The following is a 16,637-nucleotide window of genomic DNA, read 5'->3' as shown; positions in this document are numbered from 1 at the left end:
ATGAATGGAGGAAGCGCTAATGATTACGATGAAAGATTTTATAGCAGAGAATAATCCAATTTTGCGACAAGAGGCTGAAGCTGTTGAGTTTCCTTTAAGCGCAGACCTCTTGAAACTTTGTGAAGAGATGCGAACTTTTCTGATTAATAGCCAAGATGAGGAAATGGCTGAGAAATATCATCTTCGAGCTGGTGTGGGTTTAGCAGCACCTCAATTGGGTGTCAGTAAACAAATTTTTGCCATCTATTTGACTGAATATGACTCAGAAACCGATGAAGAAACTGTAATTATGGATCAAATTTTAATCAACCCTAAAATTAAATCCCATGCGGTTCAACAGATCGCAATCCGGGAAGGAGAAGGGTGCTTGTCTGTTCCTCGTGACGTTCCTGGTCTAGTCCCGCGTCCTAAACGGGTTCGGATTGAATACCAAGACATGGATGGGCAGAAACACGAATTAAAATTACGAGATTTCCAAGCGATTGTGGTTCAACATGAGATTGATCATCTGAAAGGAATCATGTTCTACGACCACATTAATCCTAAAAATCCATGGGATAGTCAAGGAATCGAACTTTTATAAAAGCCTGGCAGGGCTTTTATTTTTTGTCTTAAATAATATATCATTCACAAATTATGATGTTAGAAAATTTTGCTGTGAAACAACGATGTGCTGAACTTAATGAACTGATTAATTAATGAAGATAGTTTATGAGCTGAAGTTAGCCAGAAGTGCCAGAGACTGAAGTTCCAGAGCTAGAACACCCCACATCTGAAGCACTTGAATCAGTTGAACAACCACAGGCAGTTCAAGAAGCGGGCGTTTTGCCAGCAACGGGTGAAGCTAAGCAAAATCTTGTCTGGTTTGGTGCAAGTGCCACAATTCTAGCGGGCTTGGGATTACTTACGTATCAATCTGACAAAAAGAAAACACGTTAATTGTTCATCATAGAATCCAAAATTTTGTAGCCAGAGTGAGTGAATTGCTTACTCTGGTTTTTTTATATGAGAAAAGAAACTTTTCCTTCATGAACTTTTAATTAACTCGCCTCTTAACATAAAATAAAAACCCGAATCACTGACCCTCCATCAAGTGGTTTCAGTAATTCGGGTGATTTATAGCCAGAAAAAATTTTGAATCGAATATCAATTAGCAAGTCAGTCGATAAAAATCTTCGAGGAGGAGCTATTTAAGATCGACATATTTTAAGTTATATCTTCCAATGGCATCGGGTTTCATATTCACTAGATTATCTTTCTGAACAAAGATTGACTCGTTATAGTAAATCGGAATGACCGGCATTTCTTCCATCATGATCGCTTCAGCTTCTTTAAGTACTTCGGTACGTTTAGCAGGGTCAAGTTCCAAGCGAGCTTGATTTAATTTTTCTTTAAAATCATTATTCTCCCAACCGGTTGAATTATTTGGGGTATCAGCTGTTTTGTACATTTCTAGAAATGAAGCAGCGTCATTATAGTCACCCGACCAACCCATGCGACCGATTTGGTAATCAAGCGTATCAATCTTATCCAAGTAGACCTGCCATTCGGTGTTATCAATTTCTGTTTGAATACCGAGTTCCTGTTTCCAAGTTTCTTGAATAAATTGAGCGATAGCCGAATGGGCTTCAGAGGTATTAATGGAAATTTTTAAATTTAATTCTTCAGGGCTCTTCATGCCTAATTCTTCTAGACCTTTGTTGAGATACTCTTTAGCCTGTTTGAAATCAGCATCTTTAAGATATTGACGATCTTCTTCAAATCCTGGAATCGTTGTCGGAACTAAGCCGAGGGCTGGTTGATTATTTCCGTAAGTAATATTTTCGATGAGCGCTTGACGGTTAATGGCAAGTGCAAGGGCTTTACGAATATTTACGTTGGCAATCACTGGGTCAGTAGTATTGAGTTTGTACCAGTAAATTCCTGAGAAAGCTTTTTTGTTAAGAATACCTTGGTCTTTAAAAATTGGAACAGAATCTAAAGAAATACTGCCATAAGGGGCTCCTAAGAAATCGATCGAACCTGCTTGAAACTCAGAGGAGGCCGTGGCTTCGGATTCGATGATTTTAACATTGACTTGATCTAAGTGAACTTGATCTTTATCCCAATAAGTCGATGATTTTTCTAGAGTATAATCGCTTTGGTGATTCCATTGGCTTAAGACAAAGGGGCCATTAGTAACATAATCTGGACCTGCTTCTAGAGCCCAGTCAGGATTAGCTTCCACTACTTTTTGATTGACGGGTGCAAAAGCATAATGATTAATTAATTCAAGGAAGTAAGCCACCGGACTATTTAGAGTCACCTCAAGCGTATTATCGTCTAAGGCTTTAATAGCAACGTCTTCGACTTTTCCTTGACCAGTGTTGAATGCTTCAGCCCCTTTAATGTCGTAATACAAGTTAGCTCGCGGCGAAGCAGTATCAGGGTCTAGCATGCGTTTCCAAGCAAATTCAAAGTCATGCGCTGTCACTGGATCGCCATTTGACCATTGGGCTTCTTTTCTTAAGTGAAAGGTATAGACCAGACCGTCTTCTGAAATTTCCCAAGATTCGGCCACACCCGGCACGACTTCTTGATCGGGTGTGATTTCAGTAAGATTCTCGAAAACATTATCAATAATCGACCCCGAAGTCGTATCCGTCGATAAGCTTGGATCAATCGTGGGCGGCTCGGCACTGATTGCTAAATTTAAGACCTTTTCTTGAGCAAAGCTAGTCAGCGGAGAAAGTATCAGGCTAGTTAATAGTGCGATGATGCTGATAATTTTACTAATTTTGTTCATGGCAGTTCCTTTCTATATTGCATGGTAAATTTCTGGAGTCAATTCTGCTAAGAGAGTTAAGACGAGTTCCTTGGCGGCCAAATAGTCTTGGTAAGCGACGTAGCCATAATGAGTGTGGGCATAACGGACCGGAATGCCGACGACGATTGTTGGGATTCCTTTGCTGGCGATATGATAGACTTCCCCGTTGGTGCCTCCACCTTTACGGACAGAACGTTGGACAGGAATTTGATGTTTCTGGGCTAAATTTAAAGCATAGCCTTGAAAGCCAGGGTGGGTAATCATCGAAACATCAAAATCTCGGAGCATGGGTCCCTTATTTAAGGCCGATTGGATTTTATAGTCGGAAGTAAAGGTATCATCCGCAGGACAGCCTTCGAAGACAATCGCTAAATCTGCATCTATTTGATTGGCAACGACTTGGGCCCCACGAGCACCCACTTCTTCCTGTGTGGTCAAGACGGCTTCTACTTGAACTTTATGGGATTCATTTTTAGCCAGAAATGTTTTGTAAGTATCCAATAAGCAAGCGCAACCAATCCGACAATCGAATGCCTTACCTCTGAATAGTTTGCCCTCACGCATTGATTTAAATTGAACATCGGGAACGATCGGATCACCAATTTGGATGCCTAATTTCTGTGTTTCTTCTTTAGAAGATGTGCCCACATCAATCAAAATGTCATCCATCTGCAAGACTTGATGACGTTCTTTGGCCGATAGAAAATGGGGTGGAATGGAAGCTGTTAATCCGGAGATTTTTTGACCGGTTTCTGTTCGAATGATGACTGGATGAGCGGGGACATTATGACTGACCCAGCCGCCGACGGGAAGAAATTCAATCATGCCATTGGGTTGAATGGCTTGGACAATAAAACCTACTTCATCTAGATGGGCATCTAACAACACCTTGACTTTTGACGAGTTGTTTTTTTCTTCCTCCTTTGAGAAATATAGATTTCCCATCTTATCTTCTTGCACCTTAGCAATCGATTGTAGATAATTCTGGGCAATGCTAGCAACTTCATCTTCAAAACCTGAAACACCGAAAGCATTGGACAGTTGTTCAATTAGCTTGACCGACATCTCCTCACTCCTTGTTATCATTTTAATCTAATGATACTCATAATATTCTAATTGTCAAATCGTTTTCTAAGCAAAGAACTTGAGCAATAAAATCATTACACATATACTATAAATGATAAAAATAATAATGGGGGATAAGCATGAACACGTTTGAATTTCACGATATGACCTTAACTTTTTTGGAAGGGAACCAGACACTGATCGATGGGGGCAAATATTTTGGACCCGTGCCTCGCGTGGTTTGGGGGAGAAAGATGCCTTATGATGAGAAGAACCGGGTTTCTCAAACCGTAGACCCAATCTTGATTCAATACAAAGACCACAACATCTTGGTCGATGCGGGTCATGGAAATAGTAAATTGACAGCTAAACAAATTCGAAATGAAGAAATTTATTCGGAGAATTTTACCTTAGATAGCCTAAAGAAATTGGGACTTACAGGAGAAAATATCGATATCATCCTAGTGACCCATATGCATAATGACCATATCGGTGGCTTAAGTCGTAAAACAGAATCAGGAGATATTGTTAAGAATTATCCTAATGCCAAGATTTATATCAATGATATCGAGTGGAAGGAAGCGACAGAGCCAAATAAACGCACCCAAGGGACATATTTGAAAGATAATTGGCAACCTATTGAAGACCAAGTCATCTTATTTAATGATTCGATTAAAATAATGGAAAATATAGAAATGCATCACATGGGTGGCCATTCAAATGGTATCTCAAATATTATTCTGAGCCAGAACGATGAAAAAATGATTCATGTTTCTGATAATTTTATTACGCACTGGCATAATAACCCTTTATATGTCACTGGTATCGACGATTATCCGATGGATACCATTGCTGCAAAAGAGAAATGGTTAACCGAAGCCTTTGAAAAAGGCTACTATTTCTTCTTCTACCACGATCCTTACTATACAGTGATTCAGTATGAACCCGATGGCAAAACCATGCGCTATTCACAACGGCGAGAGAAAGAAGCGCTAGTGCCATGGGATGGGGAAGAGTAGGAATAATTTTTATATATTTTTTGCACAAGAATCTGCTGGCAAAGCCACGGATACTTTTTTCTTTTTTAAAATTGATTGGAGCATCGAAGTTACTAAAATTTAAGTTAAAAAAATAGACTAGCCTATGCTAGTCCTTTACATTTGTCTGTAGGGGGTTAAAATTTTACGCCATATCAAATTAAATCAAGTTTTCATGAAAGCATTGTATTATCAAGGTTTATCGGGTGTTTTGATATGTAATAAAAGTTATTTATATTCCAGGAGGGATTCGAACCCCCGACCGTTCGCTTAGAAGGCGAATGCTCTATCCAGCTGAGCTACTGGAACAACAGACTGATAAATATAATTACTCACCAGACAATATTTATATATTAGCACAGAATCTACTGTTGAAGCAAGGATAATTTCTAGCTGTATCATAAAAAATTCTAGAGTTGTCAAACATATGTTACAAATATAGAAAACTTCTGATGCTGGCCGAGCCTATCATTCAATCATCTTTTTCCTGGGGACGCTCAAGGAGGAAAACTATAACATAGAAATTTTTGATATTTTACAATTAATTCATCAACTTCCCCATATCTCTAAAGCAAGAAAAAATATTTCGACCTAATCTATGTTATAATGATTATAAACTAAAGATATGGAGGGATCGTTTTGTCGGCGTTAATCGAAGTCAATCAATTAAATATAAAGTCGAAAGAGAAACATATTATTCAAGATTTCTCGTTAGAATTACAATCAGGCGAGTTTGTGGCCATTACAGGACCTTCAGGTTCAGGAAAGAGTACTATTTTGAAGTTTTTGGCCCAACTCTTGGATCCTAATTTAAATTGTTCTGGCCAATACACTTTTGAAGGCAAAAAAGTTAATGACATGGACCCCATCGAATTAAGAAAACAAGTCTCATATTGTTTTCAGTCACCAAATTTGTTTGGTGAGAGCGTGCGCGATAATTTATCGTTTCCTTATGATATCCGTAATCAAGAATTTAATGAGGATAAAGCACGAGAGTTACTAGACAAGTTGCAATTGCCAACTTCTTACTTAGATAAATCGATTCATGAATTATCAGGCGGAGAGAAGCAGCGAGTAGCTTTAATCCGTAATTTATTATTTGAACCTAAAGTATTGTTGCTGGACGAAGTAACCAGTGCTTTAGATGTAAATACACGGGAGAAAATTTGGCAAGGCTTATCTCATTTACGTCAAGAGAAAGATATTGCTCTGGTCATGGTAAGTCACCATGAAAGTGAACAAGATCTTGCCGACCGTCGTCTTGAATTGTCAGCGACTAAAGAACTTGATAAGGAGGAAAAAGATAGTGAACAATAATTTACAGGCGACACCATTATCTGTTGCATTGAGTTTCGCTCTAGTTTTATTAACCCTGTTTGTTTCTTATCGTGAAAAGTTAAAATTAGAGAAAGATATTATTATCTCGGTTGTGCGAATGATTGTCCAACTGATTGTCATCGGTTTAATTTTGCAATGGATTTTTAGAGTGAATAATGTATGGCTGACCCTAATTATGGTATTGGTGATGATTGTCAACGCAGCTTGGAATGCCGGTAAACGGGGCAAAGGGATAGAAAATTCCTTTATCTATTCTTTAATTGCTATCAGTTTATCCTCTTTCATCGCTCTATCTGTTATGGTAGGGTCTGGCACTTTGGAATTTACCCCTGCCCAAATTATTCCAGTGAATGGGATGATCATCGGAACTACTATGCAGAAATGTGGCATGGTCTTTAATTATATGCGTCAAATCTTTAAGGATCGTCAACAACAAATTAATGAGATGTTGGCTCTGGGAGCGAATGCTAAGCAAGCCTCAAAAGAAGTTATTAAGATTGTGATTAATGATACCATGCAACCAACATTAGACAGTATTAAGACCACAGGTTTGGTAACCTTACCTGGCCTAATGGCCGGTCTAATGTTTGCGGGGGTAGATCCAGCGAAAGCAATCTTATATCAAATTGTGATTATGTTTATGATGCTATCTTCAACAGCTATTGGAGCTTACACTATCGCTTACCTGACCTATAGCTCTTTCTTTACCAAGCGCTTACAACTTAAAATGACTCGCTAATTTTATTCTTTATGTTTGACATCATAGACCGGCTTAGATAAGCTATGAAGGAAGAATAGCTTAAGCGGAGGGATACTATGATTTTTGATAAAATAAAAGAAATTATTGTCGATCAATTAGAAGTTGATGCGGATAAAATTACAATGGATACCAATTTCCAGAAAGACTTAGAAGCAGATAGCTTAGATGTCTTTCAAATTGTTAGTGAAATCGAAGACTCTTTGAATGTGGAAATTGATACGGATGAAGATTTAGCCACCGTGGCAGATCTTGTCCACTATATTGAACAACAATTGAACAAATAATTTAAATGAGATGGCGCTAGCCATCTTATTTTTTTGACTTTGTGCAGTAATGTTCACCTTGGATTTAACAGGAGAAGTCTGTACTATTACAAACAAACCTTTTTGTTATCATAGTTATAAATATAGAAAACAGCAGAAATATTTAAAACAAAACAGTTTTAATGTATTAGTTAATAACTGAGCAATATAAACCCTGTTATCTCGCTGTTTATTTCTTGTCAAAGCGAATCAATCGTGGTAAATTATATATAATAATGATACAGAATTTTCAAGCTGTTTCAATTGGCAAAATGATAAGGAGTGAATAAGTTATGGTAAACAAGCAGACATTCGAACAATTGTTAGATCCAAATAACTTTGATTTTGAAACTGTCCAAGTATTAAACGAAGAAGGAAAAATTGTTAATGAAGATCTGATGCCTGATTTAACGGATGAAGAATTAGTAACTTTAATGGAAGACATGGTGTGGGAGCGGGAATGGTACAATCGTACTAAAGCTTTCTCACGTCAAGGTCGTCTAGGATTTGTTGGTCCAACCGAAGGTCAAGAAGCTTCGCAAATGGCGACAATTTCAGCTATGGAACCTCAAGACCGTATCTTACCAGGCTATCGCGACATTCCTCAGTTAGTCAAAAAAGGGATGCCTTATAAGAATGCATTTCTTTGGTCTAAAGGACATGTAGCTGGCTCAATGTATCCTGAAGATTTTCATGCTTATCCTCCACAAATTATTATCGGTGCTCAGTTTGTTCAAGCTGCTGGAGTTGGTTTAGGAATTAAGAAGAAGAAAGAAGACGCTGTTGTTATTACCTATACCGGTGACGGTGGATCTTCTCAAGGAGATACTTATGAAGGAATGAACTTTGCGGGAGCTTTCAAATCTCCGGTAATTTTTGTGATTCAAAATAATGGTTGGGCAATCTCAACGCCACGCGAACGTCAAACAGCTGCGCCAACTTTAGCACAAAAAGCAGTTGCTGCTGGAATTCCTGGCATTCAAGTAGATGGGATGGATGCTTTAGCCATCTATGCAGTGACCAAAGCTGCACGTGCTTATGCAGCAGCGGGGAACGGTCCAGTACTAATTGAAACCTTAACCTATCGCTACGGTCCACATTCTCTATCGGGTGATGATCCAAAACGTTATCAACCTGAAGGGGTTCAAGAAACATGGCGTCAACGTGACCCGCTAAACCGTATGCGCATTTATTTAACTGAAAAAGGTCTCTGGTCTGAAGAAAAAGAAGAAGCCATTGTAAATCAAACTAAAGAGTTGGCCAAAGAAGCCATTAAAGAAGCAGATGCTACACCAAAACAAAAAGTTTCTGACTTCTTAAAAAATATGTTTGAAACGCCAGATACCATTATCCAAGAACAAATTGAACATTTCGAAGCAAAGGAGCGTAATTAAGATGACTCAAATGACCATGATACAAGCTATCACTCAGGCTTTAGACCTTGAATTAGCTAAAGATGATAAGACATTAATCTTTGGCGAAGACGTTGGTAAGAACGGTGGAGTATTCCGTGCTACTGAAGGATTATTTGATAAATATGGGGAAGACCGAGTGATCGATACGCCACTTGCTGAGTCTGGAATTGGTGGTATGGCAATGGGCTTAGCTTTGGAAGGCTTCCGTCCTATTATGGAAATTCAATTCTTCGGTTTCGTCTTCGAAACACTGGATTCTATTGTGGGTCAAATGGCAAGAACACGTTATCGGATGGGTGGTAAACGAAATATGCCGGTGACCATTCGCTCACCATTTGGAGGTGGTGTAGCCACTCCAGAGATGCACGCCGATTCACTGGAAGGCTTAATTGCCCAATCACCCGGCATTAAAGTTGTCATCCCTTCAAATCCATATGATGCTAAAGGACTATTAATTTCAGCCATTCGTGATAATGATCCGGTAGTTTTCTTAGAACATATGAAACTTTATCGTTCTTTCCGTGCCGAAGTGCCTGAAGAAGAATATACTGTACCGCTTGGCAAAGCTAATATTGTACGTGAAGGAACCGATGTTTCAATTATTGCCTACGGTGCAATGGTTCAAGAAGCTGAGAAGGCGGCTGAGACCTTAGCAGAAGAAGGAATTTCAGCAGAGGTGGTTGATTTACGAACCGTTTATCCTTTAGATATTGAGACTTTAGTTCAAACCACTGAGAAAACAGGTCGGGTGGTGATGGTTCAAGAAGCTCAACGACAAGCCGGAGTTGGTGAAAAAGTAATTTCTGAAATTTCCCAACGCGCAGTCCTATCTCTGAAAGCTCCAATTGCTTTTGTGTCTGCACCAAATACGATTTATCCATTTGGTATGGCTGAAAAAGATTGGTTGCCGAACGCTCAAGATATTATTGAAAAAGTTAAAGAAACGACAGATTTCTAGATCCGGATTTCGACACGTAAAGATATGAAAGGATGAAAATTAATGGCTTATAAATTTACCTTGCCAGAACTTGGCGAAGGCATCCATGAAGGCGAAGTTGTAACATGGCATGTCCAAGAAGGTGACACGATTAAGGAAGATGATATCCTAGTTGAGATTCAAAATGATAAAGCCGTCGAAGAAATTCCTTCACCCGTTGAAGGGGTGATTCGGAAAATTCATGTTAATGAAGGGACTGTGGCCGTAGTCGGTGATGTTTTGGTAGAAATTGATGTTGAAGGGGAAGAAACATCAGTTGATGCTGTTGAAGAACAAGTTGAATCGACACCAGCCTCACCAGCTAAAGTTCCAGTGGCTGAAGCAGGGAATGGTTCTGCTCGCTTTGCTTTTGCAATGCCTGAATTGGGGGAAGGCATTCATGAAGGAGAAATTGCAGCTTGGAAAGTGAATGAAGGGGATCAAGTTAGTGAAGACCAGGTTTTATTAGAAATTCAAAATGATAAAGCTGTTGAAGAAATTCCTTCACCATTTACCGGAACGATTCTAAAGATTAATTTCGCTGAAGGGGATGTTGCGAAAGTTGGTGACAGCCTGTTTGAATTCGAATCAGATTCTTATGAAGGAAGTGCAGAACAGATCACGAGCGAAAGCTCAGTAGGAGAACAAACCGAAGTGCCAGTTGAACAAGCTACTGAAACAGCTGCAGCCAAGTCAACACCTGCTGGTCATGTTCTAGCCATGCCTTCCGTTCGTAAGTTGGCTCGGGAGAAAGGCATTGATATTAGCACCGTAATACCAACTGGAAAAGGTGGCCGGGTAACAGCAGAAGATATCAATAATTATGGTTCAGCTAAGAAATCTGCTCAAGGAAAAGTGGCTCCTCGGGTACCTCGGGTTGATCAAGAAAACTTACAAAGTGGAAGTCAAGCTCAAGAAACAGCCAAGAAACACTCACCAGCAGTAAATGAAGATCGCGTGACTCGTGTGCCAATGACACCAATGCGTAAAGCTATTTCTAAAGCGATGGTAAATTCGGCAACGACCATTCCATCAGTCTCTCACTTTGATGAAATTGAAGTGAGCAAGCTATGGGAACATCGCAAGAAATTTAAGACTGTGGCAGCTGAACGTGATATTAAATTAACGTTCTTACCATATGTCGTGAAAGCTCTCATCGCGGCTGCTAAGAAATACCCAATCATCAATGCCAGTCTTGATGAAGTTAGCAATGAGCTTATTATGAAAGACTACTTCAATATTGGTATTGCAACCGATACTGAGGCTGGATTGTTTGTACCGGTCATTAAGGATGCAGATCGTAAATCAATCTTCGAAATCGCTCAAGAAATCTCTGAACTCGCTCAGAAAGCCCATGAAGGAAAACTTGCAGCGGCTGACATGCGCGATGGCAGTGTATCTATTTCTAATCTGGGTTCAGCTGGCGGTAAATGGTTTACGCCAATCATTAACCATCCTGAAGTCTTTATCTTAGGATTTGGTTCGATCGTCCAACAACCAATTGTTAATGAAGATGGAGAACTTGCGGTTGGTCGTGTTGTTAAGCTTTCCTTAACTTTTGACCATCGTGTGATGGATGGTGCGACGGCTCAGAATGCCATGAACGAGATTAAGAAATATTTAGCCGACCCAGAATTGCTATTAATGGAAGGATAAGGTGAATAAATAATGGTAGTTGGAGATTTTGCCGTAGAACTAGATACAGTAGTGATTGGTTCTGGACCTGGGGGATATGTAGCTGCGATTCGAGCGTCCCAATTAGGTCAAAAAGTAGCCATTATTGAACGCGATGCCATTGGTGGAACTTGTTTAAATGTCGGTTGTATTCCTTCTAAGGCGTTAATCAATGCGGGGCATGTCTACCATAATGCTAAACACGGAGATTTCTTTGGAGTTCATACACAAGATATTACCGTTGATTTCAAACGGACCCAACAATGGAAAGACCAAGAAGTTGTCGGTAAATTAACCGGTGGCGTTTCGATGCTTCTTAAGAAGAATAAGGTCGAAATTCTTAAAGGAGAAGCATTCTTCGTTGATGACCACACCTTACGCGTAATCCACGAAGAAGCTGCAGAAACCTACTCCTTTAAACATGCCATTATCGCTACAGGATCCAGACCGATTGAGATTCCAGGTTTCAAATTCTCAGATAGAGTCCTTGATTCTACCGGAGCCCTTGCCTTAACTGAAATTCCTAAAGAAATGGTAGTTATCGGTGGTGGCTATATTGGTTCTGAATTGGCAGGAGCTTTCGCTAATTTTGGTACAAAAATTACAATATTAGAAGGTTCTGCTCAGATTATTCCAAACTTTGAGAAAGATATGGTCAAATTAGTTGAGAATGAATTTAAAAATAAGGGCGTTGACATTATTACTAACGCGATGGCTAAAGAAGCTGTCATTAATGGTGATCGGGTGAGTGTGACTTATGAAGTTGGCGGGAAAACTCATACCGTAGAAGCAGATTACTGCTTGGTAACCGTAGGCCGCCGTCCTAATACTGACGAGATGGGCTTAGAACAAGCTGGCGTGAAAGTTGGCGCTCGAGGTCTAATTGAAGTCGATCAACAAGGTCGGACTAATGTGAAGAACATTTTTGCGATTGGTGATGCGGTTCCTGGTCCCGCTTTAGCCCACAAAGCTTCTTATGAAGCCAAAGTGGCGGCAGCAGCTATCGCCGGAGATCAAGCCAGTGTGGTAGACTATATTGCCTTACCAGCGGTCTGCTTTACTGATCCAGAATTAGCCTCAGTAGGGCATACGCTCGCTTCAGCTAAAGAAGCTGGTTTGAAGGTCAAAGCTGCTAAATTCCCATTCGGAGCCAATGGCCGAGCTCTGTCATTAAATGCGACAGATGGCTTTGTTCGCTTAATTAGCACGGAAGAAGATCATATCTTAGTTGGAGCTCAAGTTGCGGGAGCTAATGCTTCTGATGTGATTGCTGAATTAACCTTAGCCATTGAATCCGGTATGAATGCTGAAGATATTGCTTTAACCATTCATTCACATCCATCTTTAGCTGAAGTGACGATGGATGCTGCTGAACTTGCTTTAGACATGCCAATTCATTTATAAGATACCTGGAAGCATCAAGTTATTTCAATACTAGTTTATGTTTGGATGCTGGTATCAAATTTACTTGTCAGTCTTTGAATAAGTTTATGTTATCTAAAAATTAATAATCCGAATATTTACTTGTTTAAGTCATAGATTCATCGATTTTGCTGGGGAGTTTACCCCTCACAACTACGTTGAATGGCTTGAAACCTCTCTAAGGGTCTCCGCTCCAATTAGGAGATCTTGCTCCAAGTAAATATTCGGTTTATTTTTGTGTTTAGCTTCATTATATATACTGATATTGCCTAGATATATTTGTCAGTCCCTGCATCTGTTCAATAAATCATTGCGGGGAATAAGGGGTTATGCTTGTTAACAAATTAACTAGAATGGACATAAATCTTATTAAACCCTATAATGAAGTTAGGTCTAAAATTAATTCAAAAACTTTTGACAATAAATGATGAAAGAGTAGAATAGACTGCGTGGGCTTTGAGCAATCAGGTCCAAATCTTAGATAGAAAGAGGAGAGCGAAGTGGAAGAGACAAAGATCATAAATTTGTTTGGTATTGATATGAGCTTCAACGTTCTTGTCTCCTTAATCGTTACTGTCGTTATTGTATTTATTCTATGTATATTAATGACTCGTAATTTGTCGGTCGATAAACCATCGCGACCACAGGTGATTTTGGAGTCATTAATTGACTTTATAAAGGGGATTATTCATGACACGATTGAAGGGTCCTACCAGGATGCCTACATTATTATTTCCTTGGCCTTATTTTTGTTCTTGTTAGTGGCAAATTTCTTGGGTCTACCTTTTATCGTCCATATTCATGAGCAATCCTACTGGAAGAGTCCAACCGCAGATGCCGTCGTTGCTCTTTCATTGGCGGTCATAATGAACCTGATTTCCCATATCTTAGGGATGCGGGCTCAAGGGGTTGGCAAGTACTGGGTTAACACTTACCTTAAGCCAAATATTGTATTGATGCCAGTCAAGATTGTTGAAGAAGTCATTAATATCTTTACCCTAGCTTTGCGGTTATTTGGGAATATCTTTGCGGGTGAAGTTTTACTGAATCTGATTTCTTCTGTTGGGAATAAATTTGGTCTAGCGACCTGGCTAGTTGGCATTCCTTTGCAGATGATTTGGCAAGCTTTCTCGTTATTTATTGGCTGTATTCAGGCTTATATCTTTGTCACTCTGTCATTAGTTTATTTGTCACATAAAGTAGAAATTCCGTTACCAACCAGTAAGAAACAAAAGAATAAAATTCAATAGAAATCAAAGGAGAATGAAATATGAATGGATTAGCTGCTGCGATTGCAATTGCCCTTGCTGCCTTTGGAGCCGCCATTGGGAATGGTTTGGTTATCTCTAAAGCGATTGAATCAATGGCTCGTCAACCAGAAATGGAAAACAAAATTAGAACCACTATGTTCCTTGGGGTAGGGTTAATCGAAGCAATCCCAATCATGGCTGTGGTTATTGCATTTATTTTGGTATTCAGATAATAAAATAAGAAATGGAGTGAATTAATTATGTCAGCTATATTGGGATCGACCCCGATAGGGACAATATTAATGACTTTAATTTCATTTATTTTAGTTATTTATATTGTGTATAAATTTGCGTGGCTACCGATTGATAAGATTTTGAAAGAACGTCAAGATCAAATTACTAAAGATATCAATGAAGCTCACCAATTAAAAGAAAATAGTCAGAAAGAAATCCAAGACTCTAAAGTAGAAGTTGAAAAAGCTCTTAGCCAAGCTCAAGAATTAGTAAAGAATGCGAAGGCTCATGGTCAAGAAATGGCGGATAAAGTCATTGAAGAAGCAAATGTTAAAGCAGAAGGACTGATTGAAAAGACCAACGCCGACTTGAATCGTCAACGGCGTCAGTTCCATCATGAAATGGAAGAAAGTGTGATTAATATTTCAGTCATGATGGCCCAAAAGGTTCTTCAACGTGAAATCACAGAAGCTGACCATCGCGAATATATCCATGAATTCATCAATAGATTGGATGCTGAGTTCAAATGAGATCAAGTATCAAGAAGAAAGTTAAACAACATCAAGATGTCCTGACCATACGTTCTGCAGTTCCGCTCTTAGAAGAAGAACGTCAACAAATTATTCAAATTGTTTCAAAAAACACAGACAAAAACTACGATAAAATTGTATCCATTATCGACCCACGTTTAATTTGTGGAGTCAGTGTGAAATCTGATTCGATTGGGTTTGAATACAGTGGTCGTCGAATTATTAATGAAATGGTTGACGAAATCAAACAAAGTAAGGAAATCAGTTCGATGGTTGACGAAATCTCCAGTCAATCCTAGGAGGCATACAAATGGATATAAAATCTTTTGAAAAGAATATTTTAGATAAAATCGACCAATTTGATGTCGAGGCTGAAGTTGAGAACATAGGAACGATCGTCTCAGTTGGGGATGGAATTTCGAATGTGACCGGCTTAAATCGTGCGCGTTACGGAGAAATGGTCGAATTTTCTAACGGAACAATCGGCATGGTTCAAAACTTAGAATCCGATCATGTTGGAATTATTATGTTTGGAAATTATGACGATCTTGGTGAAGGTGATGTTGTCTATCAAACCGAAAAAATGATGGAAGTGCCGGTGGGTGAAGAACTATTAGGTAGAGTCATCAATCCGCTAGGTCAGCCAATTGACGGTTTGGGTCCGATTCATACCCAAAAGACGCGGCCAGTTGAAGCTGAAGCCCCTGGAATCATGGAACGAAAATCAGTCGACCGCCCCTTGCAGACAGGAATTAAAGCGGTTGATGCTCTGGTTCCGATTGGAAAGGGTCAACGGGAATTAATTATTGGTGACCGTAAGACTGGGAAGACGACCATAGCTGTAGATACCATTTTGAATCAAAAAGGAAAAGACGTTATCTGTATTTATGTGGCAATTGGCCAAAAAGCTTCAACGGTTAAAAATATTGTGGCAACATTAAGTCGGTATGAAGCTTTAGATTATACCATTGTGATGTCGGCTTCCGCTTCACAAGCAGCCTCTTTATTATATCTTGCACCTTATGCAGCTACAGCGATGGCTGAGGAATTTATGTATAATGGCCGAGACGTATTAATTGTTTATGATGATTTATCAAAACAAGCGACTGCTTATCGTGAAATGAGTTTACTATTGAAACGTCCACCAGGTCGAGAAGCATATCCTGGGGATATTTTTTATTTACACTCTCGCTTATTAGAACGATCTGCTCAATTAAGTGATGAATTAGGTGGAGGGTCCCTAACCGCTTTACCGATTATTGAAACCTTAGCTGGAGACATTTCAGCTTATATTCCTACCAATGTTATTTCGATTACAGATGGTCAAATATTCTTGGAAAGCGATCTGTTCTTCTCTCGGGTCTTACCTGCGATTAATGCAGGGCTCTCAGTTTCTCGGGTTGGAGGATCAGCCCAAGTTCCAGCCATGAAGAAAGTTGCAGGAACCTTGCGGATTGACTTAGCAAGTTACCGCGAACTTGCCGCTTTCAGTCAATTTGGTTCTGATTTGGATGATGATACTCAACGTGCTTTAAACCATGGGGAGAAAACCGTCGAAATTCTAAAACAAGCGGCCCACCATCCAATCGCTGTAGGCAAGCAAGTGATTTTAATCTATGCCTTAACCCATCAATTTATGGTTGAGCTCAAAAGTGAACAAGTCAAATTATATGAAGAAAAATTGTATGAATATCTAGATACTAATTATTCTGACCTTGTTAAACAAATCGAAATCGATGGTAATTTACCGGATGCAGAAATCCTAAATCAATTATTATCCAATTTTAATGAATGGTTTAAAGTAGAAAGTCAACGAGGATAGAGGATG

At 39.3% G+C, this 16,637-nt stretch carries 17 protein-coding genes and 1 tRNA gene; 15 read left to right on the top strand and 3 right to left on the bottom strand.

Annotated features, from left to right (window positions below; translation table 11 throughout):
- Positions 1–19 precede the first annotated feature (19 nt).
- A complete protein-coding gene (gene def, locus BMX34_RS02325; RefSeq protein ID WP_092570369.1) occupies positions 20–583 on the top strand; it encodes a peptide deformylase in 564 nt (187 codons plus the stop codon).
- A gap of 149 nt (positions 584–732) precedes the next feature.
- The gene (locus BMX34_RS02320; RefSeq protein ID WP_092570367.1) at positions 733–939 is read left to right on the top strand and encodes an LPXTG cell wall anchor domain-containing protein; all 207 of its coding nucleotides are present in this window, start codon (positions 733–735) and stop codon (positions 937–939) included.
- 247 nt (positions 940–1,186) lie between these two features.
- Here BMX34_RS02320 and BMX34_RS02315 read toward each other — a convergent pair whose 3' ends face one another.
- A complete protein-coding gene (locus tag BMX34_RS02315; protein ID WP_092570365.1) occupies positions 1,187–2,785 on the bottom strand; it encodes a peptide ABC transporter substrate-binding protein in 1,599 nt (532 codons plus the stop codon).
- A 12-nt stretch (positions 2,786–2,797) separates the two neighbouring features.
- Positions 2,798–3,871, bottom strand: coding sequence for a M42 family metallopeptidase (locus tag BMX34_RS02310; protein WP_092570363.1), 1,074 nt, complete (start codon positions 3,869–3,871; stop codon positions 2,798–2,800).
- A 140-nt stretch (positions 3,872–4,011) separates the two neighbouring features.
- Here BMX34_RS02310 and BMX34_RS02305 point away from each other — a divergent pair, with 140 nt between their 5' ends.
- Positions 4,012–4,890 carry an MBL fold metallo-hydrolase gene (locus BMX34_RS02305; RefSeq protein ID WP_234971661.1) on the top strand — a complete coding sequence of 293 codons (879 nt, stop codon included), beginning with the start codon at positions 4,012–4,014 and terminating at the stop codon, positions 4,888–4,890.
- Positions 4,891–5,143: 253 nt separating this feature from the next.
- Here the strand turns inward: BMX34_RS02305 and BMX34_RS02300 are convergent.
- Positions 5,144–5,217, bottom strand: a tRNA-Arg gene (locus BMX34_RS02300).
- 330 nt (positions 5,218–5,547) lie between these two features.
- Between BMX34_RS02300 and BMX34_RS02295 the strand changes: the two genes are divergently transcribed.
- The 12 genes from BMX34_RS02295 (at position 5,548) to atpA (ending at position 16,631) form a co-directional block, all read left to right on the top strand.
- Complete coding sequence (locus BMX34_RS02295) at positions 5,548–6,225, top strand: ABC transporter ATP-binding protein (RefSeq protein WP_092570359.1); 678 nt, start codon at positions 5,548–5,550, stop codon at positions 6,223–6,225.
- Positions 6,215–6,985, top strand: a complete 771-nt coding sequence (locus tag BMX34_RS02290) for an ABC transporter permease (RefSeq protein ID WP_200793402.1) — start codon at positions 6,215–6,217, stop codon at positions 6,983–6,985. The genes BMX34_RS02295 and BMX34_RS02290 overlap by 11 nt, the downstream gene beginning before the upstream one ends.
- A gap of 77 nt (positions 6,986–7,062) precedes the next feature.
- Entirely contained in the window at positions 7,063–7,290 is a 228-nt protein-coding gene (locus tag BMX34_RS02285) for an acyl carrier protein (RefSeq protein WP_092570355.1), read from the top strand.
- Between the two features lie 311 nt (positions 7,291–7,601).
- On the top strand, positions 7,602–8,702 hold the full coding sequence (gene pdhA, locus BMX34_RS02280) for a pyruvate dehydrogenase (acetyl-transferring) E1 component subunit alpha (RefSeq protein ID WP_092570353.1): 1,101 nt from the start codon (positions 7,602–7,604) through the stop codon (positions 8,700–8,702).
- A gap of 1 nt (position 8,703) precedes the next feature.
- Complete coding sequence (locus BMX34_RS02275; RefSeq protein ID WP_092570351.1) at positions 8,704–9,681, top strand: alpha-ketoacid dehydrogenase subunit beta; 978 nt, start codon at positions 8,704–8,706, stop codon at positions 9,679–9,681.
- 42 nt (positions 9,682–9,723) lie between these two features.
- Complete coding sequence (locus tag BMX34_RS02270) at positions 9,724–11,355, top strand: 2-oxo acid dehydrogenase subunit E2 (RefSeq protein ID WP_092570349.1); 1,632 nt, start codon at positions 9,724–9,726, stop codon at positions 11,353–11,355.
- A gap of 12 nt (positions 11,356–11,367) precedes the next feature.
- A complete protein-coding gene (lpdA, locus tag BMX34_RS02265) occupies positions 11,368–12,777 on the top strand; it encodes a dihydrolipoyl dehydrogenase (RefSeq protein ID WP_092570347.1) in 1,410 nt (469 codons plus the stop codon).
- A 518-nt stretch (positions 12,778–13,295) separates the two neighbouring features.
- Positions 13,296–14,045 (top strand): F0F1 ATP synthase subunit A, encoded by a 750-nt coding sequence (atpB, locus tag BMX34_RS02260; RefSeq protein WP_092570345.1) that lies wholly within the window; start codon positions 13,296–13,298, stop codon positions 14,043–14,045.
- A gap of 20 nt (positions 14,046–14,065) precedes the next feature.
- A complete protein-coding gene (gene atpE, locus BMX34_RS02255; protein WP_092570343.1) occupies positions 14,066–14,278 on the top strand; it encodes a F0F1 ATP synthase subunit C in 213 nt (70 codons plus the stop codon).
- A gap of 27 nt (positions 14,279–14,305) precedes the next feature.
- On the top strand, positions 14,306–14,809 hold the full coding sequence (gene atpF / locus BMX34_RS02250) for a F0F1 ATP synthase subunit B (RefSeq protein ID WP_092570341.1): 504 nt from the start codon (positions 14,306–14,308) through the stop codon (positions 14,807–14,809).
- A complete protein-coding gene (locus tag BMX34_RS02245; protein WP_092570338.1) occupies positions 14,806–15,108 on the top strand; it encodes a F0F1 ATP synthase subunit delta in 303 nt (100 codons plus the stop codon). The genes atpF and BMX34_RS02245 overlap by 4 nt, the downstream gene beginning before the upstream one ends.
- 11 nt (positions 15,109–15,119) lie before the next feature.
- Positions 15,120–16,631, top strand: a complete 1,512-nt coding sequence (gene atpA / locus BMX34_RS02240; protein WP_092570335.1) for a F0F1 ATP synthase subunit alpha — start codon at positions 15,120–15,122, stop codon at positions 16,629–16,631.
- Positions 16,632–16,637 lie beyond the last annotated feature (6 nt).

This window comes from Ignavigranum ruoffiae (assembly GCF_900110675.1).
Classification (GTDB): Bacteria; Bacillota; Bacilli; order Lactobacillales; family Aerococcaceae; genus Ignavigranum; species Ignavigranum ruoffiae.
The sequence above is the reverse complement of the archived record's forward strand: the minus strand, read 5'-3'. Positions and strand labels throughout refer to the sequence as shown.

Bases quoted from the DNA above. Each gene is read 5' to 3' on its own strand.
- BMX34_RS02285 (WP_092570355.1), top strand. From the start codon at position 7,063: ATGATTTTTGATAAAATAAAAGAAATTATTGTCGATCAATTAGAAGTT.
- atpF (WP_092570341.1), top strand. From the start codon at position 14,306: ATGTCAGCTATATTGGGATCGACCCCGATAGGGACAATATTAATGACT.
- BMX34_RS02275 (WP_092570351.1), top strand. From the start codon at position 8,704: ATGACTCAAATGACCATGATACAAGCTATCACTCAGGCTTTAGACCTT.
- pdhA (WP_092570353.1), top strand. From the start codon at position 7,602: ATGGTAAACAAGCAGACATTCGAACAATTGTTAGATCCAAATAACTTT.
- BMX34_RS02270 (WP_092570349.1), top strand. From the start codon at position 9,724: ATGGCTTATAAATTTACCTTGCCAGAACTTGGCGAAGGCATCCATGAA.
- BMX34_RS02305 (WP_234971661.1), top strand. From the start codon at position 4,012: ATGAACACGTTTGAATTTCACGATATGACCTTAACTTTTTTGGAAGGG.
- lpdA (WP_092570347.1), top strand. From the start codon at position 11,368: ATGGTAGTTGGAGATTTTGCCGTAGAACTAGATACAGTAGTGATTGGT.
- BMX34_RS02315 (WP_092570365.1), bottom strand. From the start codon at position 2,785: ATGAACAAAATTAGTAAAATTATCAGCATCATCGCACTATTAACTAGC.
- def (WP_092570369.1), top strand. From the start codon at position 20: ATGATTACGATGAAAGATTTTATAGCAGAGAATAATCCAATTTTGCGA.
- BMX34_RS02310 (WP_092570363.1), bottom strand. From the start codon at position 3,871: ATGTCGGTCAAGCTAATTGAACAACTGTCCAATGCTTTCGGTGTTTCA.
- BMX34_RS02245 (WP_092570338.1), top strand. From the start codon at position 14,806: ATGAGATCAAGTATCAAGAAGAAAGTTAAACAACATCAAGATGTCCTG.
- atpE (WP_092570343.1), top strand. From the start codon at position 14,066: ATGAATGGATTAGCTGCTGCGATTGCAATTGCCCTTGCTGCCTTTGGA.
- atpA (WP_092570335.1), top strand. From the start codon at position 15,120: ATGGATATAAAATCTTTTGAAAAGAATATTTTAGATAAAATCGACCAA.